This window comes from Nostoc flagelliforme FACHB-838, from assembly GCF_014698065.1.
Taxonomy (GTDB): Bacteria; Cyanobacteriota; Cyanobacteriia; order Cyanobacteriales; family Nostocaceae; genus Nostoc; species Nostoc flagelliforme_B.
On record NZ_JACJSI010000010.1, the window covers coordinates 55,888 to 78,178 of the forward strand.

The following is a 22,291-nucleotide window of genomic DNA, read 5'->3' on the forward strand; positions in this document are numbered from 1 at the left end:
AATGCACTTCTGGACAAGAAAGAGTGGGGAGTGGGGCAGAGGGGAGAAAAACTCTTAACTCCTAACTCCTAACTCAGCACTCAGCACTTAGCACTGTTTTGCCCAATGCCCTTTTGGTGAAAAATCATGAACAATTGGTTATCTACCATATCATATTCCCTATTAGGAGCAGCTACTGATAGCAACTCTATCTTTCCTCCTATCACCATACCTACTAAAGTTCCTGGAGATAATAAGATTCCTAATGTCTCTCCGATCATTATCATCCAATCTTCTCAGCTATCAATTTAAAAGTTATGAAAGGTAGGGATTGGCTGCTAACGGGGGACGGTCAGTATCAAGGCTGTAAATCTGTAAGAGCATGGGATTTGTTGAGAGAAAATTACCGCCTTTATCGCTTTTTAACTGAGGTGGAAGATGTTCTCAATAGTGTGGATGACGAAAGCAGTCGTCTACCAGAAATCCGAATGCTCGTAAGGCGCTTGATTGTAAATTCCTACTGGGTGCGAAGTCAACGTTTAGAGCCTTCGCCCAAAACAGGAACCTCTGTTTTACTCCTATATGATGAATTGGGTTTTCCGTTGACTGTGCAAACAGTAACGTTTGCACCTGGAACCCGATCAAACATTCATAATCATGGGACGTGGGGAATAGTGGCGGTGTTACAAGGCCAGGAGAAAAATAGTTTTTGGCGACGCACTCCTAGCCCAGAATTTCAGGACAAAATTGAGCAGACGGGAGAAGTAACTCTATTTCCAGGGGATATTATTAGCTTCACTCCCGATGCAATTCACAGTGTAGAAGCAGTGGGCAATGAACCAACTGTGACTTTTAATATCTACGGTGAAACTGCTCCAAATGAGAGATTTGAGTTTGACCCAGTTAAGTGTAGTGCTAAAAACTTTTAGCATCACGCGGTAGAGGCACACAAATGTGCGCCCCTAAAAACGAATAGTATTCTACTAAGAGGTAGTTGAATGGCAAGGGTAATTTTTTATAGCAAACCAGGCTGTAAAGGTGGTACTAAGCAAAAAGTTTTGCTAACAGCTGCTGGTCATGAGGTGATACCACAGAACCTGCTAACAGAATCTTGGACAGTTGAACGGTTGCGCTCATTTTTTGGCGATCGCCCCGTGGCCGAATGGTTTAATCCTTCCGCCCCCAAGATAAAATCTGGTGAGGTGGTTCCAGAAAAAATCGATGCACAAAGCGCCTTGACGCTGATGTTGGCAGATCCTCTGTTGATTCGCCGTCCTTTGTTAGAGGTAGGCGATGCCTCTGACGGGCAAAGCCTACGCCGTGAGATAGGATTCGATGTAGAAAAGATTGATGCTTGGATTGGTTTAAAGCCTGTAGATGAGTCCTTGCGAGAAATCAGCGAAAATCTTATGAAGGAGAATTTGCAAGGCTGTTCTCACGGTCACGACCATAGCCATGATCACCATAAGAAAGGTGGCTGTAAGCATTAGTATGTTGTTCAATAATGCCTAAAGTAGCTGAAGTAGCGGCTGTTAATAAGACTACCATCTACTTCACTCACAAAGGCTTTGTGATTTCCTAAAAAACTAGGAAATCACATTGATCTGAAAGTACACCCGTAGGGGCACGGTATGCCGTGCCCCTACACCTTGGAATATAATGTTGTAGCGCATTTGAATAGGAACCGTTATATCTTCTCGGTTTCCTTAACGCACCCCAGCAGTTTCTAAAGCCAAGTCTTGAAACATGGGTGTGCTGAGGTAACGTTCGCCAAAGGAAGGCTGAATCATCACGATTAAACGTCCGGCGTTTTCTGGACGTTTACCTACTTGAATTGCAGCACACAATGCTGCACCAGAGGATATCCCAGACAATAAGCCTTCTTCTTTTGCCAAACGTCGCCCATAAGCGATCGCTTGTTCATCGCTGACTCTAATTACTTCATCAACCAATTCCAGACGGAGAACATCTGGGACAAATCCGGCACCAATACCTTGAATTCTGTGTGGCCCGGCTTCACCACCTGAGAGAACTGGACTGTTGCTGGGTTCAACTGCGATCGCTTGAAAAGTCTTCTTACGCTGTTTGAGTACTTCTGCAACCCCAGTAATGGTTCCACCAGTACCCACCCCAGCAATGACGATATCCACTTCCCCGTCTGTATCTGTCCAAATTTCTTCTGCGGTGGTTTCCTGGTGAACCTTGGGATTAGCAGGGTTGCGGAACTGTTGCAGCATAAAAGCATCAGGAGTATTAGCCACAATTTCTTCGGCTTTGCGAATAGCTCCCCGCATTCCCTCAACCCCTGGTGTCAACTCCAAAGACGCACCATAAGCTTTGAGCATAGCCCGTCGTTCTTGGCTCATTGTTTCTGGCATTGTCAAAATCAAACGGTAGCCACGCGCTGCTGCTACCATCGCTAGAGCAATTCCTGTATTACCGGAGGTAGGCTCAACTAAAATGGTTTTTCCAGGGGAAATTGAGCCAGCAGCTTCTGCTGAGAGTACCATACTTAACCCAATGCGGTCTTTCACCGAAGCTGCTGGGTTCATCCCTTCTAATTTGGCAACTATCCTTGCTACTACTCCCTCAGCTTGAGGAATTTTGTTCAGTTGAACTAAAGGAGTCCGTCCGATCAGTTCTGTTATGTCTTTAGCAATCCGCATTATTTAACTCCTAAAATCCTAAATCTTAGTACAAAGTATTTACTTCTAACAATAAGCTTTTGTGTATTTAATTTGTAGTGTAGTGTCAATGACTGCATATACTATCTATTCTAACTAAATCACAAAATATGAAAGCTTAGGAAGAACCTTTATCAGATGTTCCCATTGATTCTCACTTCAGCAGAAGGCTAGCTTGCCATACTTGTATTTTACCATTTGGAATTGCTGACTATTGTTTTTTGGACTAAAAATCTGTATATATGCATAATTTTTACCATTATTTTTAATATCTCCTATATGTTATAGAAATATAATTTACTTTCACAACATTTAATTGTTTTTTCTAATTTTTTAGTCTATCTTTATCAAAAGACATTGATATTTTCTTTTGAGTGCAGTTTTTGTCTTCTAAAAAATGCATCAGAAATAGTCCTTAATCATTGCCTACACTGCTTTGAGGTTGAGTGCAGAAATACCAGAACCCCACCTCGTAAACACTAGAACCCCGTCCTAAAAACACTAGCACCCATACCCCAATTAATTTTTGTAAGACTTATCAGGCAAGGATTACAGGGTTTGAGTACTATTCTAATGAATTTAATAATCTTAACACGGCTAGGGTAAACTGTTTTGTGGAGAGCGGCTGATATAAATCGTATAGGATTTACGCAGAGATTCCCCTCTACCCCCCAACATTCCTGAGCGAAAGCTTAGTGAACTAGGGGGGACTTCTTAATCTCTCTTTTGAAAGGAAGATGAAATCACATTCTCTGAATCTGAGTGCGTTATTTCTAGCTGATTAATCCTACGTTTTGTGAAAAGGTTGGTAACTTTTCAGTGGTCAGTAGTCAGTGGTAATTATAAAAATGACTGGCAACTAACAATTGTAAAACTACCATTTACACATATTTTAATATCAAACCTGTTTAAAAAGTAGAAATATATAGCTACTTTCAATAAGCAGCAAAAGATATTTTCTTGCTGAGTGCATACTACCTAGCAAGGGAGAGCCGAGATGAAAGCCAAACTTTTAAATCTTCTCACAGTTTGCGTAGTTACATTAGTAGTGCTTTCTCCAGGAGTAGTAGTATTTGGCATAGTTTGGGAACGACATTTGGAGTTAGTAAAATCCCAGAATTTAGCCTGCGAAATTAACAAGACTAGTAGAAATGCTCCTATCTTGGCTCCCCGGATGGAGGGTACACATTCCCCTCAGACTAACATTAAATCCTCTGACCGTAATGTGATTCATCAAATGCTGACTGTTGCTGAACAATATAAATTTGCCACGATCCTACAATGGTTCTTCTTGCTAACCCCTATTTGTATTGGGTTAGGGATTCTTTTTTACGACAGATATTTTGTTCATCGTGCTGCTGTTTTAAAAGAACAAGTTGAAATGTTGGAAAGGCTATGGCAGCACAGTATCGAACAATAACCAATTCACAATTAACTCACTAAAATCAACAAAATTACTATGTCAGAACAACGCCAACAACTGTATTTCAATCTTATTGATGAGCTACTCAAATGTCCTAATGGTCAAGAACCAGAAGTTTTGGAAAGTAAGCCAGAATTGATTGATTCTGGGTTTGTAGAGACAATGTTACAAGTAGCAACTATGTTTGCCCATGAAGGCAATCAAGATGGTGCTAAGTTTTTATTTTTTGTAGCGCGTGAGCTAGCTAAAGAACTGGGTTTATACCCAGAAGTTTCCAATCCTGAAGTTGCAAATACTGAAGCCGCAAATAAGGAGTAAAAATGCTGTTGACTTCAACGGATGCGGGACAAATAGCTTTAGAACTGCTGATGGCAGATTGGAATATTTCAGAAGAGAATCGGGAGTGGTTTACAATCTTTAACTCTCGTCTAATTGGCGAGAGTTGGTACACTGTAGAATTAGGTGTAGAAGGATTTCCCGATAGATGGTTTCTTCAAGTATATGACAATGGAGTGTGCGATCCAAACTACACATTTATATCGCCAGTGCATGGTTCTGAAGGATTTACGGACTTTGTAAATGTGCCGGATATTGTAGCAGAAGTCTTAGTTTGTGAACGCAATGCTCGATAATAATTAAAAAGGCAAAATTTAGAATTCAACATTAAGATATGCTATTTAAATGCATTTTCTTTGAATTCATAATTTTCGATATTAGAGTATTTGGGAGCATCTCACCTTTGCAAATATACCTGTCGATTAGAAATCGCGGTTAATCTTGCAAACATAGACGCTTTGCTGCTACTCTTACGAGAAGGGTTTCAGCGTCACTCGCAGGGTAGTTCGCCTACGCTGACTAAGAAAAACAATTTGCTCAAGCAACTGGTTTAACCCACACAGGTGGGTTAAGTCTCTTATAACTGCGAATTCCATTTGCCAAGTCTAATACCGCAAGGCGGAAGTCAAAAGTCACGCATAATTGTATTCTAAACTCTTGCGCCATTTCAAATGATATGTTTATTTCTGCCGTGCTGCACTAAGGTTTTCAAACCAATACTTTTATATTTAAATATAAAGATGCTTTACGCAAAGCTGAGGTAATACTAAACAATGTATGCCTCTTTTTTTGTAATGTTTAATATTTTATTTAAGCCTGTTAGGCTATTTTGTCATGTTTAATTGATAAAATTATGTTATATTAAATAGCGTGATGGACGCTACAGAAACATCAGTTCCAATGATTGCTGAAGATATCTTAGCCAAAGAATTCACAAGAGTCCTCAACGAATACTACCCAAAAGTTGGAGAATTACTAGACGGGTGTTATGTAAAAGTCATCACCTGTTTTTGGGGACGACCTGCTAGACGCTTGCAATATATAGGAATTTATTGCTCTGACGAAATGATTTCCTGTGTGCAAGCCCATAAAGAAATACTCAGAGAAGTAGCAGACAACATGGGTTTAGTACAAGTAGTCTGCATGAATGCCAAGCGATTATTGCGCGATCCAATGTCGAACATCAAACACAATAACCCACGTCTATGGTTGGAGTTACAGTGGGTTGCAAATTAGTCTTTGATCGCATTAATTGAGAGGAGTAAATATGTTTGTAGTGAAAACTTTAGTCCTCAAATATTTAAGCACTAAAGCACTTCCTACGAACCTATCGACCACTAGAATAGCCAGCACAAAGTATTAACGCAAGTAATGAAAACTGGAATTTTCTGCAATTACGATAATCATCACCAAGATGCTCGTCGTGCCATCTTTGAGCAAGTCACGCTGATAAAACAGGCAGAAAGTTTAGGTTTTGAGTCAGCCTGGGTGAGTGAGCATCATTTTAGTGAATCCAATCTCAGCCCCTCCATGTTGCTGTTGATGGCACATTTGGCGGGGCTGACTTCAACTATCCAATTAGGCACTGCGGCGGTGTTACTGCCATTCCATAACCCGATTCGGGTAGCGGAAGATATCGCCACTCTGGATAACCTGTGCAATGGACGATTATTATTTGGAGTTGCCAAAGGCGGCCCATTCCCCCAACAAAATAAGCATTTTGCGACACTCCCAAGTGAAGCACGTCCTAAGACGCTAGAGGCGATCGCAATGATTCACAAGCTGTTATATGAAACTGAGGTATCATTTAATGGCAAGTATTATCAATGCGATCGCTTAACAATTTACCCAAAACCATTGCAGAGTCAAATACCAGTGTATGTTGCCACTGGCGGCGATGATGGTATCGAGTTTGCTGCTAAACATTCCTTCAGCTTGATGGGTGGGCCGCCATTCTCCCTACAGAGATTGAAGGATACTGTTGCTAAATATCGAGCCTTAAATTCTAGTGGTGCGGAAAATTTCGTGCTGGCACGCTTTTTTTATGTTGGCAAAACATTTGATGAGGCAGTGAGTGAGGCATTACCTTTCATCCGCCAATTTAGCAAGAAAATGACAGCTAATTCGGCTGAAGTATTACAGAATAGTGCGAATCCCAACCAAAAACCATTTGATCGCACAAACATTTGTTTCGACGAAGATTATTTGATTGAGAACTCAATTATTGGTGATGTGGAGACTTGTCGAGACAAAATCAAGAAATTTCAAGACGAATTAAATTTAGGTACGTTAGCACTCAAACCCTCATCTTCGGATATGCAAAAAAACCTAGAGAGTTTGACGCGCTACAACCAAGAGGTGCGAAATTATGTCTTCTAAACTATATCAGCTTCCTCCCGATGATTTACCTCCATCTGAGGTAACAAAAGAGGATGGAATGCTGCAAATGGAGCTAGAACAGTCAACAGGTAGATGCTTTTATCTAGCCTGCGATCGCATTACGCGAGTCCTGTTGTCTAATTGTCAGTGGTATATCACAACAAATGCTAGCATTCTAACATTAATTGTTGACTGTCCTGATTTAGTATCTTACTGGCATATAGTCAGCAATATTGCCCAGTTAGGTAATAGATTAGAGCGGTTTGCTAGCAACGGTAAAATCCGCGTTTATCCGCCATTTGGCAAGGGGATGCCATTTGAAATCAGCGTAAATGAAATATCAGCTTATCGAGATTGGCTTTGAGGTAAATAGAAACTGGGAATCACACAAAATATAGCTGTCTTACACCCTGTACTCCTAAAGTGCAGGGTGTTGCAATTTTTATCAAAGCCAATTCTAAAAATATCAGTGTTACAGAATAGAATTCAATACAGTTCAGTTAAGCAATTTTTCCTTCTCTTTCTTCTCTCTGTGTCCTCTGCGTCTCTGTGGTTTGTAAAAAAATTAGATATTCGTCAAGCGGTAAGAGATTAATGCTGACAAGTTTTTAAGTTTTCAATTAGCCACGCATACCACTTCTCTAGCCCAGTACCAGTAGTTGCGGAAACCTGAAAAATCTGAATTTGGGGATTAATTTCTCTAGCATAATCTATGCACTTTTGAACATCAAAATCTACATAAGGCAGCAAATCAATTTTGGTGAGAATCATGATGTTACTAGCACGGAATATATGCGGATATTTTAGCGGCTTATCTTCTCCCTCCGTGACAGAGAGAATCACGACCTTTGCCTGTTCTCCTAAATCAAATAAGGCTGGACAAACCAAATTTCCGACATTTTCAATCATCACAACTGAGTTTAGTGGCGGATTCAGTTGTTGTAAACCCCTCTTTATCATTAATGCATCTAAATGACAGCCTGTTCCGGTGTTGATTTGGATGACTTTAGAACCTGTTTCTTTTATTTTTTTGGCATCGTTAGCTGTTTCTTGGTCGCCTTCAATTACACTGATAGATAATTGATGCTTTAAATCATTGATAGTTTGCGTCAACAGAGTTGTTTTCCCAGCACCGGGAGAACTCATTAAATTTAAAGCAAGAATATTTCGCCCTTTAAACCATCCCCGATTTTGGGCAGCTAGTAGATTATTTTTTGCTAAAATATCCTGTTCTAAAGATATTGTTGTATTGTGTATTTTTGCATGAATTTGAGGTGTTTCTATATGAGTATCATGACTGTGGGAATGAGTTATAACAGTACCATCGGGTAAAGTATGAGTATGATGATGTTCAGTTTCATCTGTTTCTAAATTGATAATTTTAGTTTCACCATCATCCGAACAACCGCAGGTTACACACATAATTCCTCTATTTCTATTTCTTTAATTTTCAGTTCTTCACCAGTAATTAAATCTAATTGCACACTACCACAGCTACAAATACCAAATGGTTTATCTAAATAAATTTCTGCACCACATTGGCGACATCGCCCTAAACCAGGAATTTCCAGAATTTCTAATGTTGCCCCTTCTAAAACTGTGCCTTGAGTGCAAATATCAAAACAAAATCGGATAGCATCGGGCATAATGGCTGAAAGTTTGCCAATTTCTAATAAAACTCGCTGCACTTTTGCGCCTTTGGCGTGTTCAGTTACAATTGCCACAATATTTTGGGTAATTCCAAGTTCGTGCATACTATAAAATTTATTAACAAATTCGTGGCAATTGGTCGCCTACCAGCATATCAACAATTCTTTCAGCACCAAAAACTGTTTTTAACAATACGATACCTGGGGGTGAAGAAATAACTTCGCCAATAATACAAGCATCTTTACCTGCTGGGTGTAATTTCATAGCTGATAAAACGTTTTCAGCATTCTTTTTTGGAACCACTACAACTAACTTACCTTCATTAGCTAAATACAACGGGTCTAAACCGAGAATTTCGCAAACTCCGTTGACTTCTTCACGTACTGGGATAAATTCTTCAAAAAGACGAATTCCTACATTGGAAGTGAGGGCAAATTCATTTAATACTGTAGCTAAACCGCCGCGTGTGGCATCTCGCATAGCATGAACTTGAGGACATACACGCAGAATACTTTCTACTAAACTATGTAACGGCTGACAATCGCTTTCAATATTAGTTTCTAAGGCTAACTCACCACGGGCAATTAAAATTGCTGTCCCATGATTGCCTATTTCACCATTAATTATTACTGCATCTCCAGGTTTAATATTTTGGGCGGAAATGTTAAGCCCTCGGGGGATGATACCAATGCCAGCAGTATTAATAAAGAGTTTATCGGCAGCACCACGATGTACAACTTTTGTGTCACCAGTGACAATTTGAATACCAGCTTTTTCTGCGGCTGCTTTCATGCTGGCTGCGACACGGCGCAAGGTTTCGACAGGTAATCCTTCTTCTAAAATTACGCTACAAGTTAGATATAAGGGTTTTGCACCGCTTACAGCTAAATCATTAACTGTGCCGTTTATAGCTAATTCTCCTATATCACTTCCGGGGAAAAATAACGGGTCTACAACATAAGAATCTGTTGTAAATGCGAGTCTGTCTCCTTGTTGGAGGAGAGGGGCTAAGTTGAAGCTGGCTTGGTCTTCTAGTTGTGAGAGAATTGGGTTATCAAAATTGCTGACAAAGATATCATCAATTAAATCGCGCATGGCTTTACCACCGCTACCATGTGCGAGAGTTATATGAGTGTCTTGCACTTTAGCTTGGCGACGACGGACTTGTTCTATTTTTTGGAATAGGGGATTTTGTATTGGGTTTATGGGGGGGAAATTCATATTATTTTTTTTAACGCAGAGGAACGCAAAGGGAAGCGCAGAGGTACGCGGAGTATTATAAGTCTGAGGAGAAGCCGCAGGCGGGGAGAGGTTCTTGAGTTATTTTTGGTTTTTGGGTGATTGTTCTTTTGGCAATGGTGGAGAGTCGCCCATATTTGTAATAGGCTGCACAAGCGCCTTCGGAAGATACCATGCAAGTACCGATTGGTGTTTCTGGTGTGCAAGCTGTACTGAATACTTTACACTCCCAAGGCTTTAAGACTCCTTTGAGAATTTCTCCACATTTACAAGCTTTATGGTCGGCTACTTTGAGGTTAGGAATGGTAAATTTAAGTTCGGCATCAAATTGGGCATATTCTGGTTTAATTTGTAATCCTGAATAGGGGATGTCACCTAAGCCACGCCAATCAAAACTATCTCGCACTGCGAAAACTTTATTTATGGCTTGCAGGGCTACTGTGTTTCCGCTTTTTTGGACAATTCGGTTATATTGGTTTTCAACTTCGCAACGATTTTCTACTAGCTGTTGCAATAGCATCCAAATTGATTGGAGAATATCTAAGGGTTCAAATCCTGAGACGACTATTGGCTTATTATATTGTTGGGAAATAAATTGGTAAGGGTCACTACCAATTACCATGCTGACATGGCCAGGGCCAACAAATCCATCTAGTTGTAAGTCGGGATTATCTAATAGTGCTTTGAGGGCGGGAATCACGAGGACGTGATTGGAAAACATACTAAAGTTATGAATTTTTTCGGCTGCTGCTTGCAGAATGGTGAAGGCGGTGCTGGGGGCTGTGGTTTCAAAGCCTAATGCGAAGAAGACTACTTGTTTGTCGGGGTTATCTCTGGCAATTTGCAGGCTATCTAAAGGAGAGTACACCATACGGATGTCTGCACCTTGTGCCCTAGCTTGCAGTAAAGTGGTTTTGGAACCGGGAACTCGCATTGCGTCGCCAAAGGTGGCAAAAATGACGTTATGATTTTGGGAGATTGCGATCGCATCATCTAATCTCCCTTTTGGCATAACGCATACTGGACAACCAGGCCCATGAATTAGTTCAATGGTTTGGGGTAATATTTCTTCGATACCGTATTTAAATATGGAATGGGTATGTCCGCCGCATACTTCCATGATTTTGATGGGTTTTTTTAGCCGATTGCATAATTTGGCGATTTCGCGGAGTATGGCTTCTGCTTTTTCCGGTTCGCGGAATTCGTCAACATATTTCATAGGGATTGAAAAATAGTTTTTGGATATCAGTTAGTTTCGCTTTCTTTCCGGGGTATTTTTTTAACGAACCGCGAAGACGCAAAGGGCGCGAAGAAAGAAAGAAAGAAATTAAACTCTTTCTCTGCCCCTCTACGTGAGACAGACAAGAAAAGTTTATTATTTAAGTACTAATCCCTGCTTGTGCTGCTGCTAATTCTTGAAAAAGTTGTAATGTTTCCGCCGCTTCTTGTTCGTTAATTCGATTCATGGCAAAGCCAACATGGACTAATACCCAATCACCAATACAAGCTTCGGGGGGATGTTGTTCATCAACGATACAAGCAATATTTACTTCACGCTTAACACCACCAATGTTAACTAGGGCTAATTTATGGTTGACGTTGGTAATTTCTATAATTTGTCCGGGGATTCCTAAACACATTTTTTTATTCTTTAAGATAAACTAACCGCAAAGGCGCGGAGAACACAGAGAGAGTTATTTGTGACAGAAAACTTGTAAAATATCAAGACTCATGTATTAATTGTGCGGCTGCAATAACTGCTTGTCCTAAAGATAAGCCGCCGTCATTAGCTGGAACTAAGCTATGAGTGAGTACTTTTATTCCCAATGTTTCTAATCTTTTGGTAACTTGCTGTAACAATATACAATTTTGAAATACTCCTCCGGTTAAAGCTACCTGATTAATCAGATTTTCTTGGTAAAGATGCTTAACCATTTCCACGATGGCATTAGCTAAACCTTTGTGAAATTTGGCAGCTATAACTGGTTGGGGAATCTGCTGCTGCAAGTCATTGAGTAAGGCTTGCCACATTGGACGCGGGTCTATACAATAAATACTATCTGAAAAGCTAAAACTAAAAGGGTATATTGGCGCTTCTTTATCATTATTTAAGCTACTAACATCTACTATAGCTTCCATTGCGATCGCAGCTTGTCCTTCATAACTACATTCATCTCTATAAATACCGATAGCCGCAGCCACTGCATCGAACAACCGCCCTACTGAAGAGGCTGGAGGAGAGTTAATTTTTTTCTCTATAAGTTGATTCAGTAGTTTTAGTGGTTTTTTATTCAGCAATTTTACGATTTCTAAATCAGCATACTGTTCTTGGCAATCATCCCAAAGTTGAGCAGCTATTAATTGGGCGTAGGTATTACGCCAAGGCTGATAAGTTGCTTGTTCACCACCAATCATTGCCACTGGTTTAAATGTTGCTAGTCGCTGAAATTGGCGATAATCTGCTAAAAGAAATTCTCCGCCCCAGAGTGTACCATCATCACCGTAACCTAATCCATCTAAAGCAATACCTAATACTGGAGGTGAATTTAAAGGAATTCTATTTTCTACCATGCAAGCAGCAATGTGGGCGTGATGATGCTGGATTTGATGAATTGGAATTTGATTTGTATTTGATAGTTCTTTACCAAGTTTGCTGGAAAGATATTCTGGATGTTTATCAATGGCGATTACTTCTGGTGTATGTTCAAATAAATTCAAGTATAAGTTTAAAGTCTCTTGGTAAGCATTAAAAGCCGCAGCATTTTCTAAATCTCCCAGATGTTGAGAGAGAATTGCTTTTCCTTCACGCAATAAGCAAAAGGTATTTTTTAACTCACTACCCATTGCTAAAATTTGCGGTACATCTTGAAATCCCGGTGGTAAGCTAATAGATGCTGGTGCATATCCTCTGGCACGGCGAATTATTTGAGTTTTATCACTGATAACTCTCACCACTGAATCATCTACTCGATTAATAATTTCTCGATTGTGAAAGAGAAAATAATCAGCGATTGTCCTTAATTTATCTTTTGCTTCGTCATTATCAATACATTGTGGTTCATCGGCAAGATTACCACTTGTTAAAACAATTGGGCGATTCATCCGCCGTAGAATTAAATGATGTAAGGGCGTATAAGGTAGCATGAAACCGAGGGTATTTTGCCCTGATATTATCGATGGTGCTACTACTTTTTTACCTGTCGCTTGTAATAAAACAATTGGTGCAGCAGAACTTGCCAGTAATTCTTTTTCTTTGGCGTTGACTGTGCAATATTCTTCAATTACCTTAATATCTCGCGCCATTAAAGCAAAAGGTTTATGATAGCGCTTTTTACGCTGACGCAGTTTTTGTACAACAGTTTCCTGTGTTGCGTCGCAAGCCAGATGAATACCACCTAAGCCTTTAATTGCAACAATCTCACCCTTTTGCAACAAGGTACAAACGGCATCAACATCATCTAGCATGGAGAACATGGAAGCAGTAACCGATTTCCCATCAGCGCGTTCTAACCAAGCTGAAGGGCCACAAGCATAACAAGCTACAGGTTGGGCGTGAAAACGGCGGTTTTCGACATCGTGGTATTCCTTTGCACATTCGGGACATATAGCAAACGCAGACATACTGGTATTGCATCTGTCGTAAGGAATTTCACGAATAATACTCAGGCGAGGGCCGCAATGAGTACAGTTAGTAAAGGGGTAACGATAAAAGCGGCTAAAAGGGTCGAATATTTCTTGTTGACATTGTGGACAAGTGGCTGCATCAGGGGTAATTTCTGTTTTAATAGCATTACTAACACTAGTAGAAATCACAAAGTTATCAAATTTTAAGTCACCTTCATAAGGAGTTCTTGCTAATTGATTAATTCTTGCCAATGGTGGACATTCTGTTTGCAATCTGGCAATAAATTTGGTTATTGCTTCCTCACTACCAGATACCCGAATTAATACACCTTCACCATCATTACAAACATCTCCAAGCAAACCGCAAGCTTTAGCCAGACGATATACAGTAGGGCGAAATCCTACCCCTTGAACAGTACCGCGAACTCTAATTTCTTCAGTCGCCATACAAATCTTACTTTTAAAAATTACGAATTATTAAACTGCCATAGCAATATTCGGTTATTTCCAGAATCAGCAATTACTGCCGTATTGCCACAAACTTTTATGCCATAACACCAATTTAAGCTATCTCGTTTTGGCAATCCAAAATTACGATTTTCACCTTTATTTTGAAAATTTATTTGTCCTGCTAACCCACCTGCCATTACACCTTGCAACGATAAAATTGATTCTGGCTTTCTCCATCCTACCAAACGAGAATTAGCAGTATCTGCCACTACTAACCAATCTCCAGCCACCGCTACACCATAAGGCATACTCAAACTACTAGCACTAGGATAATAAACTCCTTGATTCATTTCCACAAAATTAAAGCTTTTTTGCCCTAAAACCACAGCACAAGGAGTATTATTTTCTGTAGGTATTCCCTGCCAAATCATTACCCGATGATTACCTGCATCACTGACAACCAAATTCTCTCCCCAAAAGGTAATATCGTGACACCAACGCATACTCGCTGCGGTTGCAGAACCACCGCCGTTTTCATCACGTGATATCATATCCGGTTGTCCCAAAACTAAATCAGCAGGTTGACCATTTTCTGTTGGTAATTGATGCCAAATTAATAACCTTCGATTACCAGTGTCAGCAATAAATAGCCGTCCTTGATGATAGTAAACACCATAGGGCCAGTGCATTGTACTAGCAAATGCTTGTTGATTTCCTCGATTTGGTTCATTATCAGTAAAATTAACTTGCCCTAATACCAAATCTGCTGGAACATTGTTATCTTCTGGCAAGCTTTTCCAAATCAAAACCCGATGATTCCAAGCATCAGCTACAGCTAACCCTTCGCCGCAAGCACAAATCCCTGTTGGTACACTTAAAGTTGCCCTTCCCGGTGTATTTTTAGCATTTTGTCCTTCATGGTAAAAATCAGGTTGTCCAATTACCCAATTAGCCGGTTGACTATCTCTTGTGGGTAAACTTTGCCATCCTAATAATCGATGATGTCCTGTATCTGATACCCATAAAGGGCCAGTTTCTGATAACAGGCAAGCACCACGAGGCCCAAACATTGTTGTGGCATTGGGTGCTACAGGTATAACTAATTGTTCAGGTTCAATAATGTTACCTAAAATTACCTCTGCACCTTGAGGTGATAGAGGCAAATTTTGAGAAATTTCTGTTGTTTCTGGCGGTAATTGTGATATGAGATTACTTATGATTGGGATATCTATGAAGCGCAAATAGACGCTGATAATTATTTAAAAACATTAATGTTGATCGGCGTGTAACAACAGTAACAGTTTTGCATTATGTTTTTTTCAAATTAAGTTAAAACCTGTAATTAACTTCCGTATTAATCAATTCTAAAAAAATCTAGCTAATCTTAGTAACTTTTACTACATAGTGAATTTTTTGCATGAGTGCGCGATGTACTGAAATAAGAAAGCAAACTGGGGTTTGAGAAAGTAAAAGCTGATTTTGCTTGCGGAAAACACCAAAATGAGAAAGTAAAAGCTCATTTTGCTTACGGAAAACACCAAAATTAATAAGTAAAAGCTGCTTTTGAGAAAGTAAAAGATGATTTTGCTTGCGGAAAATACCAAAATGAGTAAGCAAACTGGGGTTTGAATAAGTCAAATGACCTTTTGAGAAAGTAATATGCCTTTTTACTTTCTCAAAACACTAAAATCAATACCTAAATTACACAAATGAGAATTAATTTAAAGATATTGAGAAAGCATTCAGGCATTTTGCTTGCACAAAATACTAAAATCAATGCGCGAACTACCGAAATTAAAAAGCAAACTAGCTGTGATTGACTAATCGTCAAGTATATTTGCTGAAATGTCACCTTTGCATCATTTTTGCAGTTTCACAAAAACCTTATCACCTTTAATCTTGACTGGATACGACTGAAGCGAAATATCAGGCGCAGTTAAGCATTCACCTGTCTCTAATTTGTACTGGAATCCGTGAGAAGGGCAGGTAATAATACCATTTTCAACTTTACCCTTTTCTAAGGGAGATCCTAGATGAGCGCAACCATTACGATAGCATTTTACTGTAGCACCTTGGCGATGTAAAATTAGTGAAGTACCAGCAAGTTGTACTACCACTACACTAAATTCAGGAACTTCATCAAGGGTCGCTACTTTCATCCAAGTACAAGTTATTTTTGTAGAGAATGGACTGATTAAACTAGAATTAGCGTTGTTAACAGTAGAACTGTTATTGACTGCCACTACTTTGGTAATTTCGGGACAATGATTTTTTATTGCTTGTTCTACTCCCTGAGATAAAGTTAAAGTAGAAGTCGGACAACTGCTGCAAGTTCCGATTAATTTAACTTCTACTGTATCTGGTGGTTTAATTGCCACTAATTCTACATCACCGTCATGGCTTTTTAAAGCTGGGCGAACTTCTTCAAGTGCTGTCTGAATGCGCTGTGAAAGGGGAGGTTTTGGTGGTTTGACTAATTCGTGATACAGTAGCACCGCATACACTACTTCATCTGCAACTGCATGGCGCAAAGCTGGCATTGATTCTTCTTTCAAGCTTTTAATCAAACTAGTCAATGCAGCTTTATGCAAAGCTTCAATTGCTCTTTTTAGACCCACCGCTACACACCGTTGGCTTTCATCCCACTGGGATATAATTGCCTCAAAACGATTAATTTCCTGAACTAATTCTTCAAGGTTTGTCATTGGTCATTTGTCATTTGTCATTTGTCATTGGTTATTCATCAATGACCAATCACTTCATCTTGAAATCTTTGAGGAGAAATGGCATCATCATGCCCGTCACTAAGCTAGATAATATTATTGGTAAGTAGAAGGGAATCGGGGCTTGTGCGAGTAACACTAGCAATAAAAAACCTATAGCAATACCAATAGTAGTTTGCTTGACAAAATACACTGGGTCGCGTATTAGCTTTCCTTTAAAAAATAACTTAGCAGAAAACCAACCTATTTCTAACATGTTATCTCCTAATAATTTTTCAAGAAATTTAAGGCAGTAAGCCCTAAGAAAATGGCGGGAATTACACCCGCAGGAGCAAATAATGCACCTAGCATTGCTGAAAACTGATAGCCTATATCTCTCCCAGCTAATAGCATTCCACCAATTGCACCGCCGACCATAGACAAGGCTGTGGCGATGATTAACCACACAAATTCTGTTGCTATGTTCAAATCACCATCTGCTAAACTTGTGAAAAAATTGATGGCATTTGAGTAGGTAAAAATATCTCTCATGCTGTTTTGTCCTGATTGTTAGGAATTAGGGGAGTAGGGAGATGAGGGAGAAAGAATAACTAACCTATTCCCTATTCCCTATTTCTGCTTCTACATCTTGTAGCGCTTGGATTACTACTTCTGCTTGTGCAATTTGTTGATGTTCTGTAAATATTTCTAAAGCGTCTTGATAGTAAATACGTGCTTGCAAAAGGTTGTTAGGATTACCAGATTCTGGTTTTTCGGGGTCATCTGGTAAGTTGAATAGGGCGTTGGCTTTGTTGGAAATTGTGTTAGCGTACTCTAAAGGTGTATCTTTGGGATTACGCACTTTTAGCGCTTCGTCATAAGCTGCGATCGCACGCAAATTATTCTCTACAGGATGGGAACTCACTAAATATTGCAAAGCGTTACCTAAATTGTTTTGCAACATCGCATATTCTCTAGGATGGTCAATCAAATTAATGTGCTTTAGTGCCACCTCAAATGATTGCACAGCTAACCCTTGACGCAAGTATTCCCGTTCCGATGCTAAGGGCATAGAAAGGTAAGCGATCGCAATATTGTTATACAAAATCGCGTATTCTTGGGGGTAATCTTCCCAAGTAAACACCCGCAACGCCTCATGATAAGCCTGGATGCTGTCGGTTATTCGTGCCAAATTAAATGGCACTAGCGACTGTAACACCAGGCCAAAATTCATCTGCGTTTCTGCTACTTCCTCTGGCGTTGCTAATTGTTGTAAAATCGGTAATGCCTCTTCATAACCGACTTTCGCTTGCATCAGCAGTTGGTAATCAGCATCCGGTATTGCCTGTAACGTCCCTGCCATACCCACTTGGGCCCTAGCTTTTAACAGGGGATACTCCTCACCACACATCTCATAGGCCCGGTAATATAACCCAACTGCATTTCGCAAGTCTTGGGCAGCTTTGGGCTTTTTTTGAAAACCCTGTGCTATCTCGATCAGCATCTGGATTTTCTCATCTGCTGAGGCTGACTCTGAAGCAATAGCTGCTAACGCAGCCTTCACTGCTGAATCTGTAATGCTGGGGGTCATAACTCTGCCGTACTCTAGCCAATTGGGAATTGAGTCAACGCCCACGAATGATTAAGACACGCTTTAGGTGTCTAATCACGGGCCATACTGATTTACGCAGGCTTCGAGTCCTTTAGGCGGAATTCCCCTTGTTTGTCTGAGACTAGGGCTAAGAATAGAGAACAGGAGACAGTTTATAAACTCTATCCCCCATAAGTTATTTCTTTCCTTATACCCCATGCCTAAGAATTGAGTGAATCAATTTGTTTACTATAAAACACTCTATTTCTAAAATTCTAGGGGGAAATTGCCAATATTAATGTCAGCTTTAAACACCTTACTTTTTTCTAATATGTTTTGTATCATGACCTAACACAACGTAGTTATCCTATATTGATCTGATAACAGGTTATATATTTAATACCTAACTTTGTTATCCAAGTATAACTATTCACTCTGATATTAAAAAAAGTTTATTTACCGTTTATTTTTTTTGGTTAGCAGTCATATTTTATAATTTGCAAGGCTTTCAACTTGAAAATATTAGACCTGCCTTGAAAATAGGGACTGGGGATTGGGGACTGGGGAAGAAATATTTTCATTCCTTCGTTGTGCTCGCGTAGCGTGCGCTTTGCGCTCACCGTGTTCATGGAGTCTCTTGCATAAATCACAGATAATAACCCCACCTCGCCAAAGCTACGTTTTATCTCTCACCACCGAAAGCAGTGAATGCTTGGGGGTTGTGTGTTAGAAACTTTCGCAAGAGATACATTAGCCTATTCATATCTAAAGTATCTTACTTTTCAGAGATAATTGATTACTGCTATCTAAAACCAGCGTGTTTAGTTTATATTCAAGTTTTTTCTAAAGAGTCTGTTGTTAATACAACCTTTTAGCCAATCTTAATTAGATTTTAATTCTCGCTAATGAGTAATTTTTATTTAACAATAGATAATTTCATAAAAAGTATATTAATATTAATAAATAAATATTTATAAATACGTGAGGCTCCATAAGCATTATTCACTAAATCACGTATGGTAAACAATACAAAAAGACCTAGCCGATGACTAACGTACTATGGCTACAAGGTGGCGCTTGTTCAGGCAACACCATGTCATTTCTCAACGCCGAAGAACCGACAGTCTGCGATTTAATTGCTGACTTTGGCATCAATTTACTTTGGCATCCTTCCTTAGGATTGGAACTGGGTAACAACCTACAAACACTACTGCGAGATTGTATTTCTGGCACAATTCCTTTAGATATCTTGGTATTTGAAGGCAGCGTTGTTAATGCCCCCAACGGTACAGGCGAATGGAATCGGTTTGCCGATCGCGCCATGAAAGATTGGTTAGCAGACCTCGCCAAAGTTGCTCAATTTATTGTAGCGGTGGGAGACTGTGCCACATGGGGAGGAATTCCCGCCATGTCACCCAACCCCAGCGAATCGGAAGGTTTACAATTTCTCAAACGTCAAGAAGGCGGCTTTTTAGGGAAAGATTTTCTCTCACAAGCTGGATTACCTGTAATTAATATACCTGGATGTCCCGCCCATCCCGACTGGATTACGCAGATATTAGTTGCGATCGCTACTGGACGCATAGCAGACATTGCTTTCGACGAACTAAATCGTCCCCAAACCTTCTTCAACACTTATACTCAAACAGGTTGTACCCGCAACGTTCACTTTGCCTACAAAGCATCAACCGCCGAATTTGGTCAGCGCAAAGGCTGTCTATTTTATGACTTAGGTTGTCGTGGCCCCATGACTCATTCCTCCTGCAACCGCATCTTATGGAACCGCGTTTCATCCAAAACTCGCGCCGGAATGCCTTGTTTAGGTTGCACAGAACCAGAATTTCCCTTCTTTGATCTCAAACCAGGAACCGTATTTAAAACTCAAACAGTAATGGGAGTTCCCAAAGAATTGCCGCCAGGAGTCAACAAAAAAGACTACGCCTTACTCACAATGGTTGCAAAAGATGCAGCACCACCTTGGGCAGAAGAAGACTTTTTTACAGTTTAGTTATTGGTCATTGGTCATTAGTCATTGGTCATTAGTCATTAGTCATTTGACCAATGACCGTACCCTGTAACCCTCGACGAAAAATCAAGTATTTCGACCATTTTGCAGGGGGGCGAGTGAATAATTACCAATGATAAATGACCAGTGATAAATGACAAATGACAAGTAACAAATGACAAAGGACAAATGACAAATGACAATTCAATCATTAGATATATCGCCCGTCGGTAGAGTTGAAGGCGATTTAGATGTCCGAGTTGATATTGAACATGGAAGGGTAGTCAACGCTTGGACACACGCGGAACTATTTCGTGGATTTGAGGTTATCCTACGTGGTAAAGACCCCCAAGCCGGATTAATTGTCACACCTCGCATTTGCGGAATTTGTGGCGGTTCTCACTTGACTAGTGCATCTTGGGCATTAGATACAGCTTGGGAAACAGAAGTTCCCCGCAATGCGATTTTAGCTAGAAATCTAGGACAAATTGTCGAGACAATTCAAAGCATCCCTCGCTATTTTTATGGATTATTTGCTATTGATTTAACTAATAAAAAATACCGCAATAGTCGCTATTATGACGAAGCTGTTAGACGCTTTGCCGCTTTCACAGGCAAATCTTACGAACTAGGCATAACAATTTCCGCTAAACCCGTAGAAATTTATGCACTATTGGGCGGACAATGGCCCCACAGCAGTTATATGGTGCCTGGTGGTGTAATGTGCGCCCCAACCCTTACAGACATTACCCGCGCTTGGGCGATTCTTGAATACTTCCGCACCAATTGGTTAGAACCAGTGTGGTTGGGTTGTTCTTTAGAACGCTACGAACAAATCCAAACTTATGATGACTTCAGAGATTGGTTGGATGAAGACCGAAATCATCGAGATTCCGACTTAGGTTTTTATTGGCGCATGGGTTTAGATATCGGTTTAGATAGATATGGCGCTGGTGTTGGAAAATATGTCACTTGGGGATATTTAGCCCATGAAGATAAATACCAAAAGCCGACTATTGAAGGACGAAATGCGGCGATGATTATGAAAAGTGGAGTGTATGACAGCTTTGCAGACACTCACGTTTTAATGGATCAGTCATTTATCCGCGAGAATACAACTCACTCTTGGTACGATGAAGGGACAGAGGATATTCACCCTAGCGATCGCACCACTAAACCCACTGCAATCAATACAAAAGACTTCGATAACGCCTACTCTTGGTCGAGTGCAGTCCTTCACAAAGACTTCGGACGTTTGGAAACAGGCCCCTTAGCGCGTCAATTAGTAGCCGGTGGTAAACATGGCGAATCTTGGCAACACTACGACGGCTTTATTCTAGATGTCTTTAAAGAAATGGGTGGTGCTAGTATTCATGTGCGCCAGCTAGCACGAGTTCACGAACTTGTCAAGTTATATCGGCAAGCTGAACACTGTTTGCGCGAATTCAAGTTAAACGACCCCTGGTATATTAAACCCACAGAAAAAGATGGCAAGGGATGGGGTGCAACGGAAGCAGCACGCGGTTCTTTATCTCACTGGGTAGAAGTGGAGGGCGGTAAAATTAAGAATTACCAAGTGATTGCCCCTGGTACTTGGAATATCGGCCCTCGTGATGGTGAAGGTATCCGAGGCCCCATTGAAGAAGCTTTAATTGGCACACCAATTTACGATTCTAGCGACCCTGTGGAAGTTGGTCATGTGGCGCGATCATTTGATTCATGCTTGGTGTGTACAGTTCACGCCCATGACGCTAAGACTGGTGAGGAGTTAGCGCGTTTTCGGACTGCTTAATTTAATTATCAGTTATCAGGTAATGATAAAACTGATAACTGATATTTTGTTTTGAGAGATGAATGTAAATAAATATCGGCTTGTCAGTAGGTGTTACTTCACAAACAAATTCAAAAATTAAATCCCAATAACTTATCGTAAAATGTTGCTAATAGTTATTGTTATATTACCTGCCTTTAAACCAGCACTTAGTTAAGTGTAGTGTTAAGCTAGTTTTTCAAGCTCCGACTCAGAAGCAACAAGTATCAAAGAACTAGAATAAGGATCGATTCTATAACTTTTAGGAGATGGATCGTAAAAATATATATTAATTTATTAAGGCTCACAGCACTTGCGTCTATTATGAGGTATAATACGCTGCTACTGTACCTCATAACAGCCGTAAATGCTGTAATGTCGGGTTATGTGCTAATGAGGTGAATGCTTTTCTTAACCAA

23 protein-coding genes are annotated in these 22,291 nt (G+C 40.1%); 10 read left to right on the forward strand and 13 right to left on the reverse strand.

Going from position 1 to position 22,291, the window contains the following annotated elements:
* Nucleotides 1–80: 80 nt before the first annotated feature.
* Nucleotides 81–266 (reverse strand): hypothetical protein, encoded by a 186-nt coding sequence (locus H6G97_RS07765; protein WP_190940082.1) that lies wholly within the window; start codon nt 264–266, stop codon nt 81–83.
* A 30-nt stretch (nt 267–296) separates the two neighbouring features.
* Between H6G97_RS07765 and H6G97_RS07770 the strand changes: the two genes are divergently transcribed.
* Both H6G97_RS07770 and H6G97_RS07775 read left to right on the forward strand, forming a co-directional pair.
* Complete coding sequence (locus H6G97_RS07770; RefSeq protein WP_190940083.1) at nt 297–908, forward strand: cysteine dioxygenase family protein; 612 nt, start codon at nt 297–299, stop codon at nt 906–908.
* 69 nt (nt 909–977) lie between these two features.
* Complete coding sequence (locus H6G97_RS07775) at nt 978–1,469, forward strand: ArsC/Spx/MgsR family protein (RefSeq protein ID WP_190940084.1); 492 nt, start codon at nt 978–980, stop codon at nt 1,467–1,469.
* Between the two features lie 216 nt (nt 1,470–1,685).
* Here H6G97_RS07775 and cysK read toward each other — a convergent pair whose 3' ends face one another.
* On the reverse strand, nt 1,686–2,645 hold the full coding sequence (cysK, locus tag H6G97_RS07780; protein ID WP_190940085.1) for a cysteine synthase A: 960 nt from the start codon (nt 2,643–2,645) through the stop codon (nt 1,686–1,688).
* 1,015 nt (nt 2,646–3,660) lie between these two features.
* On the opposite strand from cysK, the gene H6G97_RS07785 reads away from it, so the two are divergent.
* The 6 genes from H6G97_RS07785 to H6G97_RS07810 all read left to right on the forward strand — a co-directional run bounded on the left by H6G97_RS07785 (nt 3,661) and on the right by H6G97_RS07810 (nt 7,165).
* The gene (locus H6G97_RS07785; RefSeq protein WP_190940086.1) at nt 3,661–4,083 is read left to right on the forward strand and encodes a hypothetical protein; all 423 of its coding nucleotides are present in this window, start codon (nt 3,661–3,663) and stop codon (nt 4,081–4,083) included.
* Nucleotides 4,084–4,122: 39 nt separating this feature from the next.
* Nucleotides 4,123–4,404 carry a hypothetical protein gene (locus H6G97_RS07790; RefSeq protein WP_100900566.1) on the forward strand — a complete coding sequence of 94 codons (282 nt, stop codon included), beginning with the start codon at nt 4,123–4,125 and terminating at the stop codon, nt 4,402–4,404.
* Nucleotides 4,405–4,406: 2 nt separating this feature from the next.
* Nucleotides 4,407–4,718: a hypothetical protein gene (locus H6G97_RS07795; protein WP_190940087.1), complete on the forward strand. Its 312-nt coding sequence runs from the start codon at nt 4,407–4,409 to the stop codon at nt 4,716–4,718.
* 577 nt (nt 4,719–5,295) lie between these two features.
* Nucleotides 5,296–5,658, forward strand: a complete 363-nt coding sequence (locus tag H6G97_RS07800; RefSeq protein ID WP_190940088.1) for a hypothetical protein — start codon at nt 5,296–5,298, stop codon at nt 5,656–5,658.
* A gap of 135 nt (nt 5,659–5,793) precedes the next feature.
* Nucleotides 5,794–6,801 carry an LLM class flavin-dependent oxidoreductase gene (locus H6G97_RS07805; RefSeq protein WP_190940089.1) on the forward strand — a complete coding sequence of 336 codons (1,008 nt, stop codon included), beginning with the start codon at nt 5,794–5,796 and terminating at the stop codon, nt 6,799–6,801.
* The gene (locus tag H6G97_RS07810; RefSeq protein WP_190940090.1) at nt 6,791–7,165 is read left to right on the forward strand and encodes a hypothetical protein; all 375 of its coding nucleotides are present in this window, start codon (nt 6,791–6,793) and stop codon (nt 7,163–7,165) included. The genes H6G97_RS07805 and H6G97_RS07810 overlap by 11 nt, the downstream gene beginning before the upstream one ends.
* A gap of 227 nt (nt 7,166–7,392) precedes the next feature.
* Here H6G97_RS07810 and hypB read toward each other — a convergent pair whose 3' ends face one another.
* The 11 genes from hypB to H6G97_RS07865 all read right to left on the reverse strand — a co-directional run bounded on the left by hypB (nt 7,393) and on the right by H6G97_RS07865 (nt 18,057).
* Entirely contained in the window at nt 7,393–8,223 is an 831-nt protein-coding gene (hypB, locus tag H6G97_RS07815) for a hydrogenase nickel incorporation protein HypB (RefSeq protein ID WP_190940091.1), read from the reverse strand.
* Entirely contained in the window at nt 8,214–8,555 is a 342-nt protein-coding gene (gene hypA, locus H6G97_RS07820) for a hydrogenase maturation nickel metallochaperone HypA (RefSeq protein ID WP_190940092.1), read from the reverse strand. The genes hypB and hypA overlap by 10 nt, the downstream gene beginning before the upstream one ends.
* A gap of 13 nt (nt 8,556–8,568) precedes the next feature.
* The gene (gene hypE / locus H6G97_RS07825) at nt 8,569–9,672 is read right to left on the reverse strand and encodes a hydrogenase expression/formation protein HypE (RefSeq protein WP_190940093.1); all 1,104 of its coding nucleotides are present in this window, start codon (nt 9,670–9,672) and stop codon (nt 8,569–8,571) included.
* Nucleotides 9,673–9,727: 55 nt separating this feature from the next.
* Nucleotides 9,728–10,909: a hydrogenase formation protein HypD gene (gene hypD / locus H6G97_RS07830; RefSeq protein ID WP_190940094.1), complete on the reverse strand. Its 1,182-nt coding sequence runs from the start codon at nt 10,907–10,909 to the stop codon at nt 9,728–9,730.
* Nucleotides 10,910–11,069: 160 nt separating this feature from the next.
* Entirely contained in the window at nt 11,070–11,330 is a 261-nt protein-coding gene (locus H6G97_RS07835; RefSeq protein ID WP_190940095.1) for a HypC/HybG/HupF family hydrogenase formation chaperone, read from the reverse strand.
* Nucleotides 11,331–11,412: 82 nt separating this feature from the next.
* Nucleotides 11,413–13,761: a carbamoyltransferase HypF gene (gene hypF, locus H6G97_RS07840; RefSeq protein WP_190940096.1), complete on the reverse strand. Its 2,349-nt coding sequence runs from the start codon at nt 13,759–13,761 to the stop codon at nt 11,413–11,415.
* Between the two features lie 20 nt (nt 13,762–13,781).
* Complete coding sequence (locus tag H6G97_RS07845; protein WP_190940151.1) at nt 13,782–14,969, reverse strand: NHL repeat-containing protein; 1,188 nt, start codon at nt 14,967–14,969, stop codon at nt 13,782–13,784.
* Between the two features lie 654 nt (nt 14,970–15,623).
* A complete protein-coding gene (locus tag H6G97_RS07850) occupies nt 15,624–16,469 on the reverse strand; it encodes a NifU family protein (RefSeq protein WP_190940097.1) in 846 nt (281 codons plus the stop codon).
* Nucleotides 16,470–16,518: 49 nt separating this feature from the next.
* Complete coding sequence (locus H6G97_RS07855; protein WP_190940098.1) at nt 16,519–16,743, reverse strand: hypothetical protein; 225 nt, start codon at nt 16,741–16,743, stop codon at nt 16,519–16,521.
* Nucleotides 16,744–16,751: 8 nt separating this feature from the next.
* Entirely contained in the window at nt 16,752–17,018 is a 267-nt protein-coding gene (locus tag H6G97_RS07860; protein ID WP_190940099.1) for an asr0689 family protein, read from the reverse strand.
* 64 nt (nt 17,019–17,082) lie between these two features.
* Entirely contained in the window at nt 17,083–18,057 is a 975-nt protein-coding gene (locus H6G97_RS07865) for a hypothetical protein (RefSeq protein WP_190940100.1), read from the reverse strand.
* A gap of 1,045 nt (nt 18,058–19,102) precedes the next feature.
* Between H6G97_RS07865 and H6G97_RS07870 the strand changes: the two genes are divergently transcribed.
* Together H6G97_RS07870 and H6G97_RS07875 are read left to right on the forward strand one after the other, a co-directional pair.
* A complete protein-coding gene (locus tag H6G97_RS07870; RefSeq protein WP_190940101.1) occupies nt 19,103–20,065 on the forward strand; it encodes a hydrogenase small subunit in 963 nt (320 codons plus the stop codon).
* Between the two features lie 193 nt (nt 20,066–20,258).
* Nucleotides 20,259–21,854: a nickel-dependent hydrogenase large subunit gene (locus tag H6G97_RS07875; RefSeq protein ID WP_190940102.1), complete on the forward strand. Its 1,596-nt coding sequence runs from the start codon at nt 20,259–20,261 to the stop codon at nt 21,852–21,854.
* Nucleotides 21,855–22,291 lie beyond the last annotated feature (437 nt).

Bases quoted from the DNA above. Each gene is read 5' to 3' on its own strand.
- H6G97_RS07765 (WP_190940082.1), bottom strand. From the start codon at position 266: ATGATAATGATCGGAGAGACATTAGGAATCTTATTATCTCCAGGAACT.
- H6G97_RS07770 (WP_190940083.1), top strand. From the start codon at position 297: ATGAAAGGTAGGGATTGGCTGCTAACGGGGGACGGTCAGTATCAAGGC.
- H6G97_RS07775 (WP_190940084.1), top strand. From the start codon at position 978: ATGGCAAGGGTAATTTTTTATAGCAAACCAGGCTGTAAAGGTGGTACT.
- cysK (WP_190940085.1), bottom strand. From the start codon at position 2,645: ATGCGGATTGCTAAAGACATAACAGAACTGATCGGACGGACTCCTTTA.
- H6G97_RS07785 (WP_190940086.1), top strand. From the start codon at position 3,661: ATGAAAGCCAAACTTTTAAATCTTCTCACAGTTTGCGTAGTTACATTA.
- H6G97_RS07790 (WP_100900566.1), top strand. From the start codon at position 4,123: ATGTCAGAACAACGCCAACAACTGTATTTCAATCTTATTGATGAGCTA.
- H6G97_RS07795 (WP_190940087.1), top strand. From the start codon at position 4,407: ATGCTGTTGACTTCAACGGATGCGGGACAAATAGCTTTAGAACTGCTG.
- H6G97_RS07800 (WP_190940088.1), top strand. From the start codon at position 5,296: ATGGACGCTACAGAAACATCAGTTCCAATGATTGCTGAAGATATCTTA.
- H6G97_RS07805 (WP_190940089.1), top strand. From the start codon at position 5,794: ATGAAAACTGGAATTTTCTGCAATTACGATAATCATCACCAAGATGCT.
- H6G97_RS07810 (WP_190940090.1), top strand. From the start codon at position 6,791: ATGTCTTCTAAACTATATCAGCTTCCTCCCGATGATTTACCTCCATCT.
- hypB (WP_190940091.1), bottom strand. From the start codon at position 8,223: ATGTGTGTAACCTGCGGTTGTTCGGATGATGGTGAAACTAAAATTATC.
- hypA (WP_190940092.1), bottom strand. From the start codon at position 8,555: ATGCACGAACTTGGAATTACCCAAAATATTGTGGCAATTGTAACTGAA.
- hypE (WP_190940093.1), bottom strand. From the start codon at position 9,672: ATGAATTTCCCCCCCATAAACCCAATACAAAATCCCCTATTCCAAAAA.
- hypD (WP_190940094.1), bottom strand. From the start codon at position 10,909: ATGAAATATGTTGACGAATTCCGCGAACCGGAAAAAGCAGAAGCCATA.
- H6G97_RS07835 (WP_190940095.1), bottom strand. From the start codon at position 11,330: ATGTGTTTAGGAATCCCCGGACAAATTATAGAAATTACCAACGTCAAC.
- hypF (WP_190940096.1), bottom strand. From the start codon at position 13,761: ATGGCGACTGAAGAAATTAGAGTTCGCGGTACTGTTCAAGGGGTAGGA.
- H6G97_RS07850 (WP_190940097.1), bottom strand. From the start codon at position 16,469: ATGACAAACCTTGAAGAATTAGTTCAGGAAATTAATCGTTTTGAGGCA.
- H6G97_RS07855 (WP_190940098.1), bottom strand. From the start codon at position 16,743: ATGTTAGAAATAGGTTGGTTTTCTGCTAAGTTATTTTTTAAAGGAAAG.
- H6G97_RS07860 (WP_190940099.1), bottom strand. From the start codon at position 17,018: ATGAGAGATATTTTTACCTACTCAAATGCCATCAATTTTTTCACAAGT.
- H6G97_RS07865 (WP_190940100.1), bottom strand. From the start codon at position 18,057: ATGACCCCCAGCATTACAGATTCAGCAGTGAAGGCTGCGTTAGCAGCT.
- H6G97_RS07870 (WP_190940101.1), top strand. From the start codon at position 19,103: ATGACTAACGTACTATGGCTACAAGGTGGCGCTTGTTCAGGCAACACC.
- H6G97_RS07875 (WP_190940102.1), top strand. From the start codon at position 20,259: ATGACAATTCAATCATTAGATATATCGCCCGTCGGTAGAGTTGAAGGC.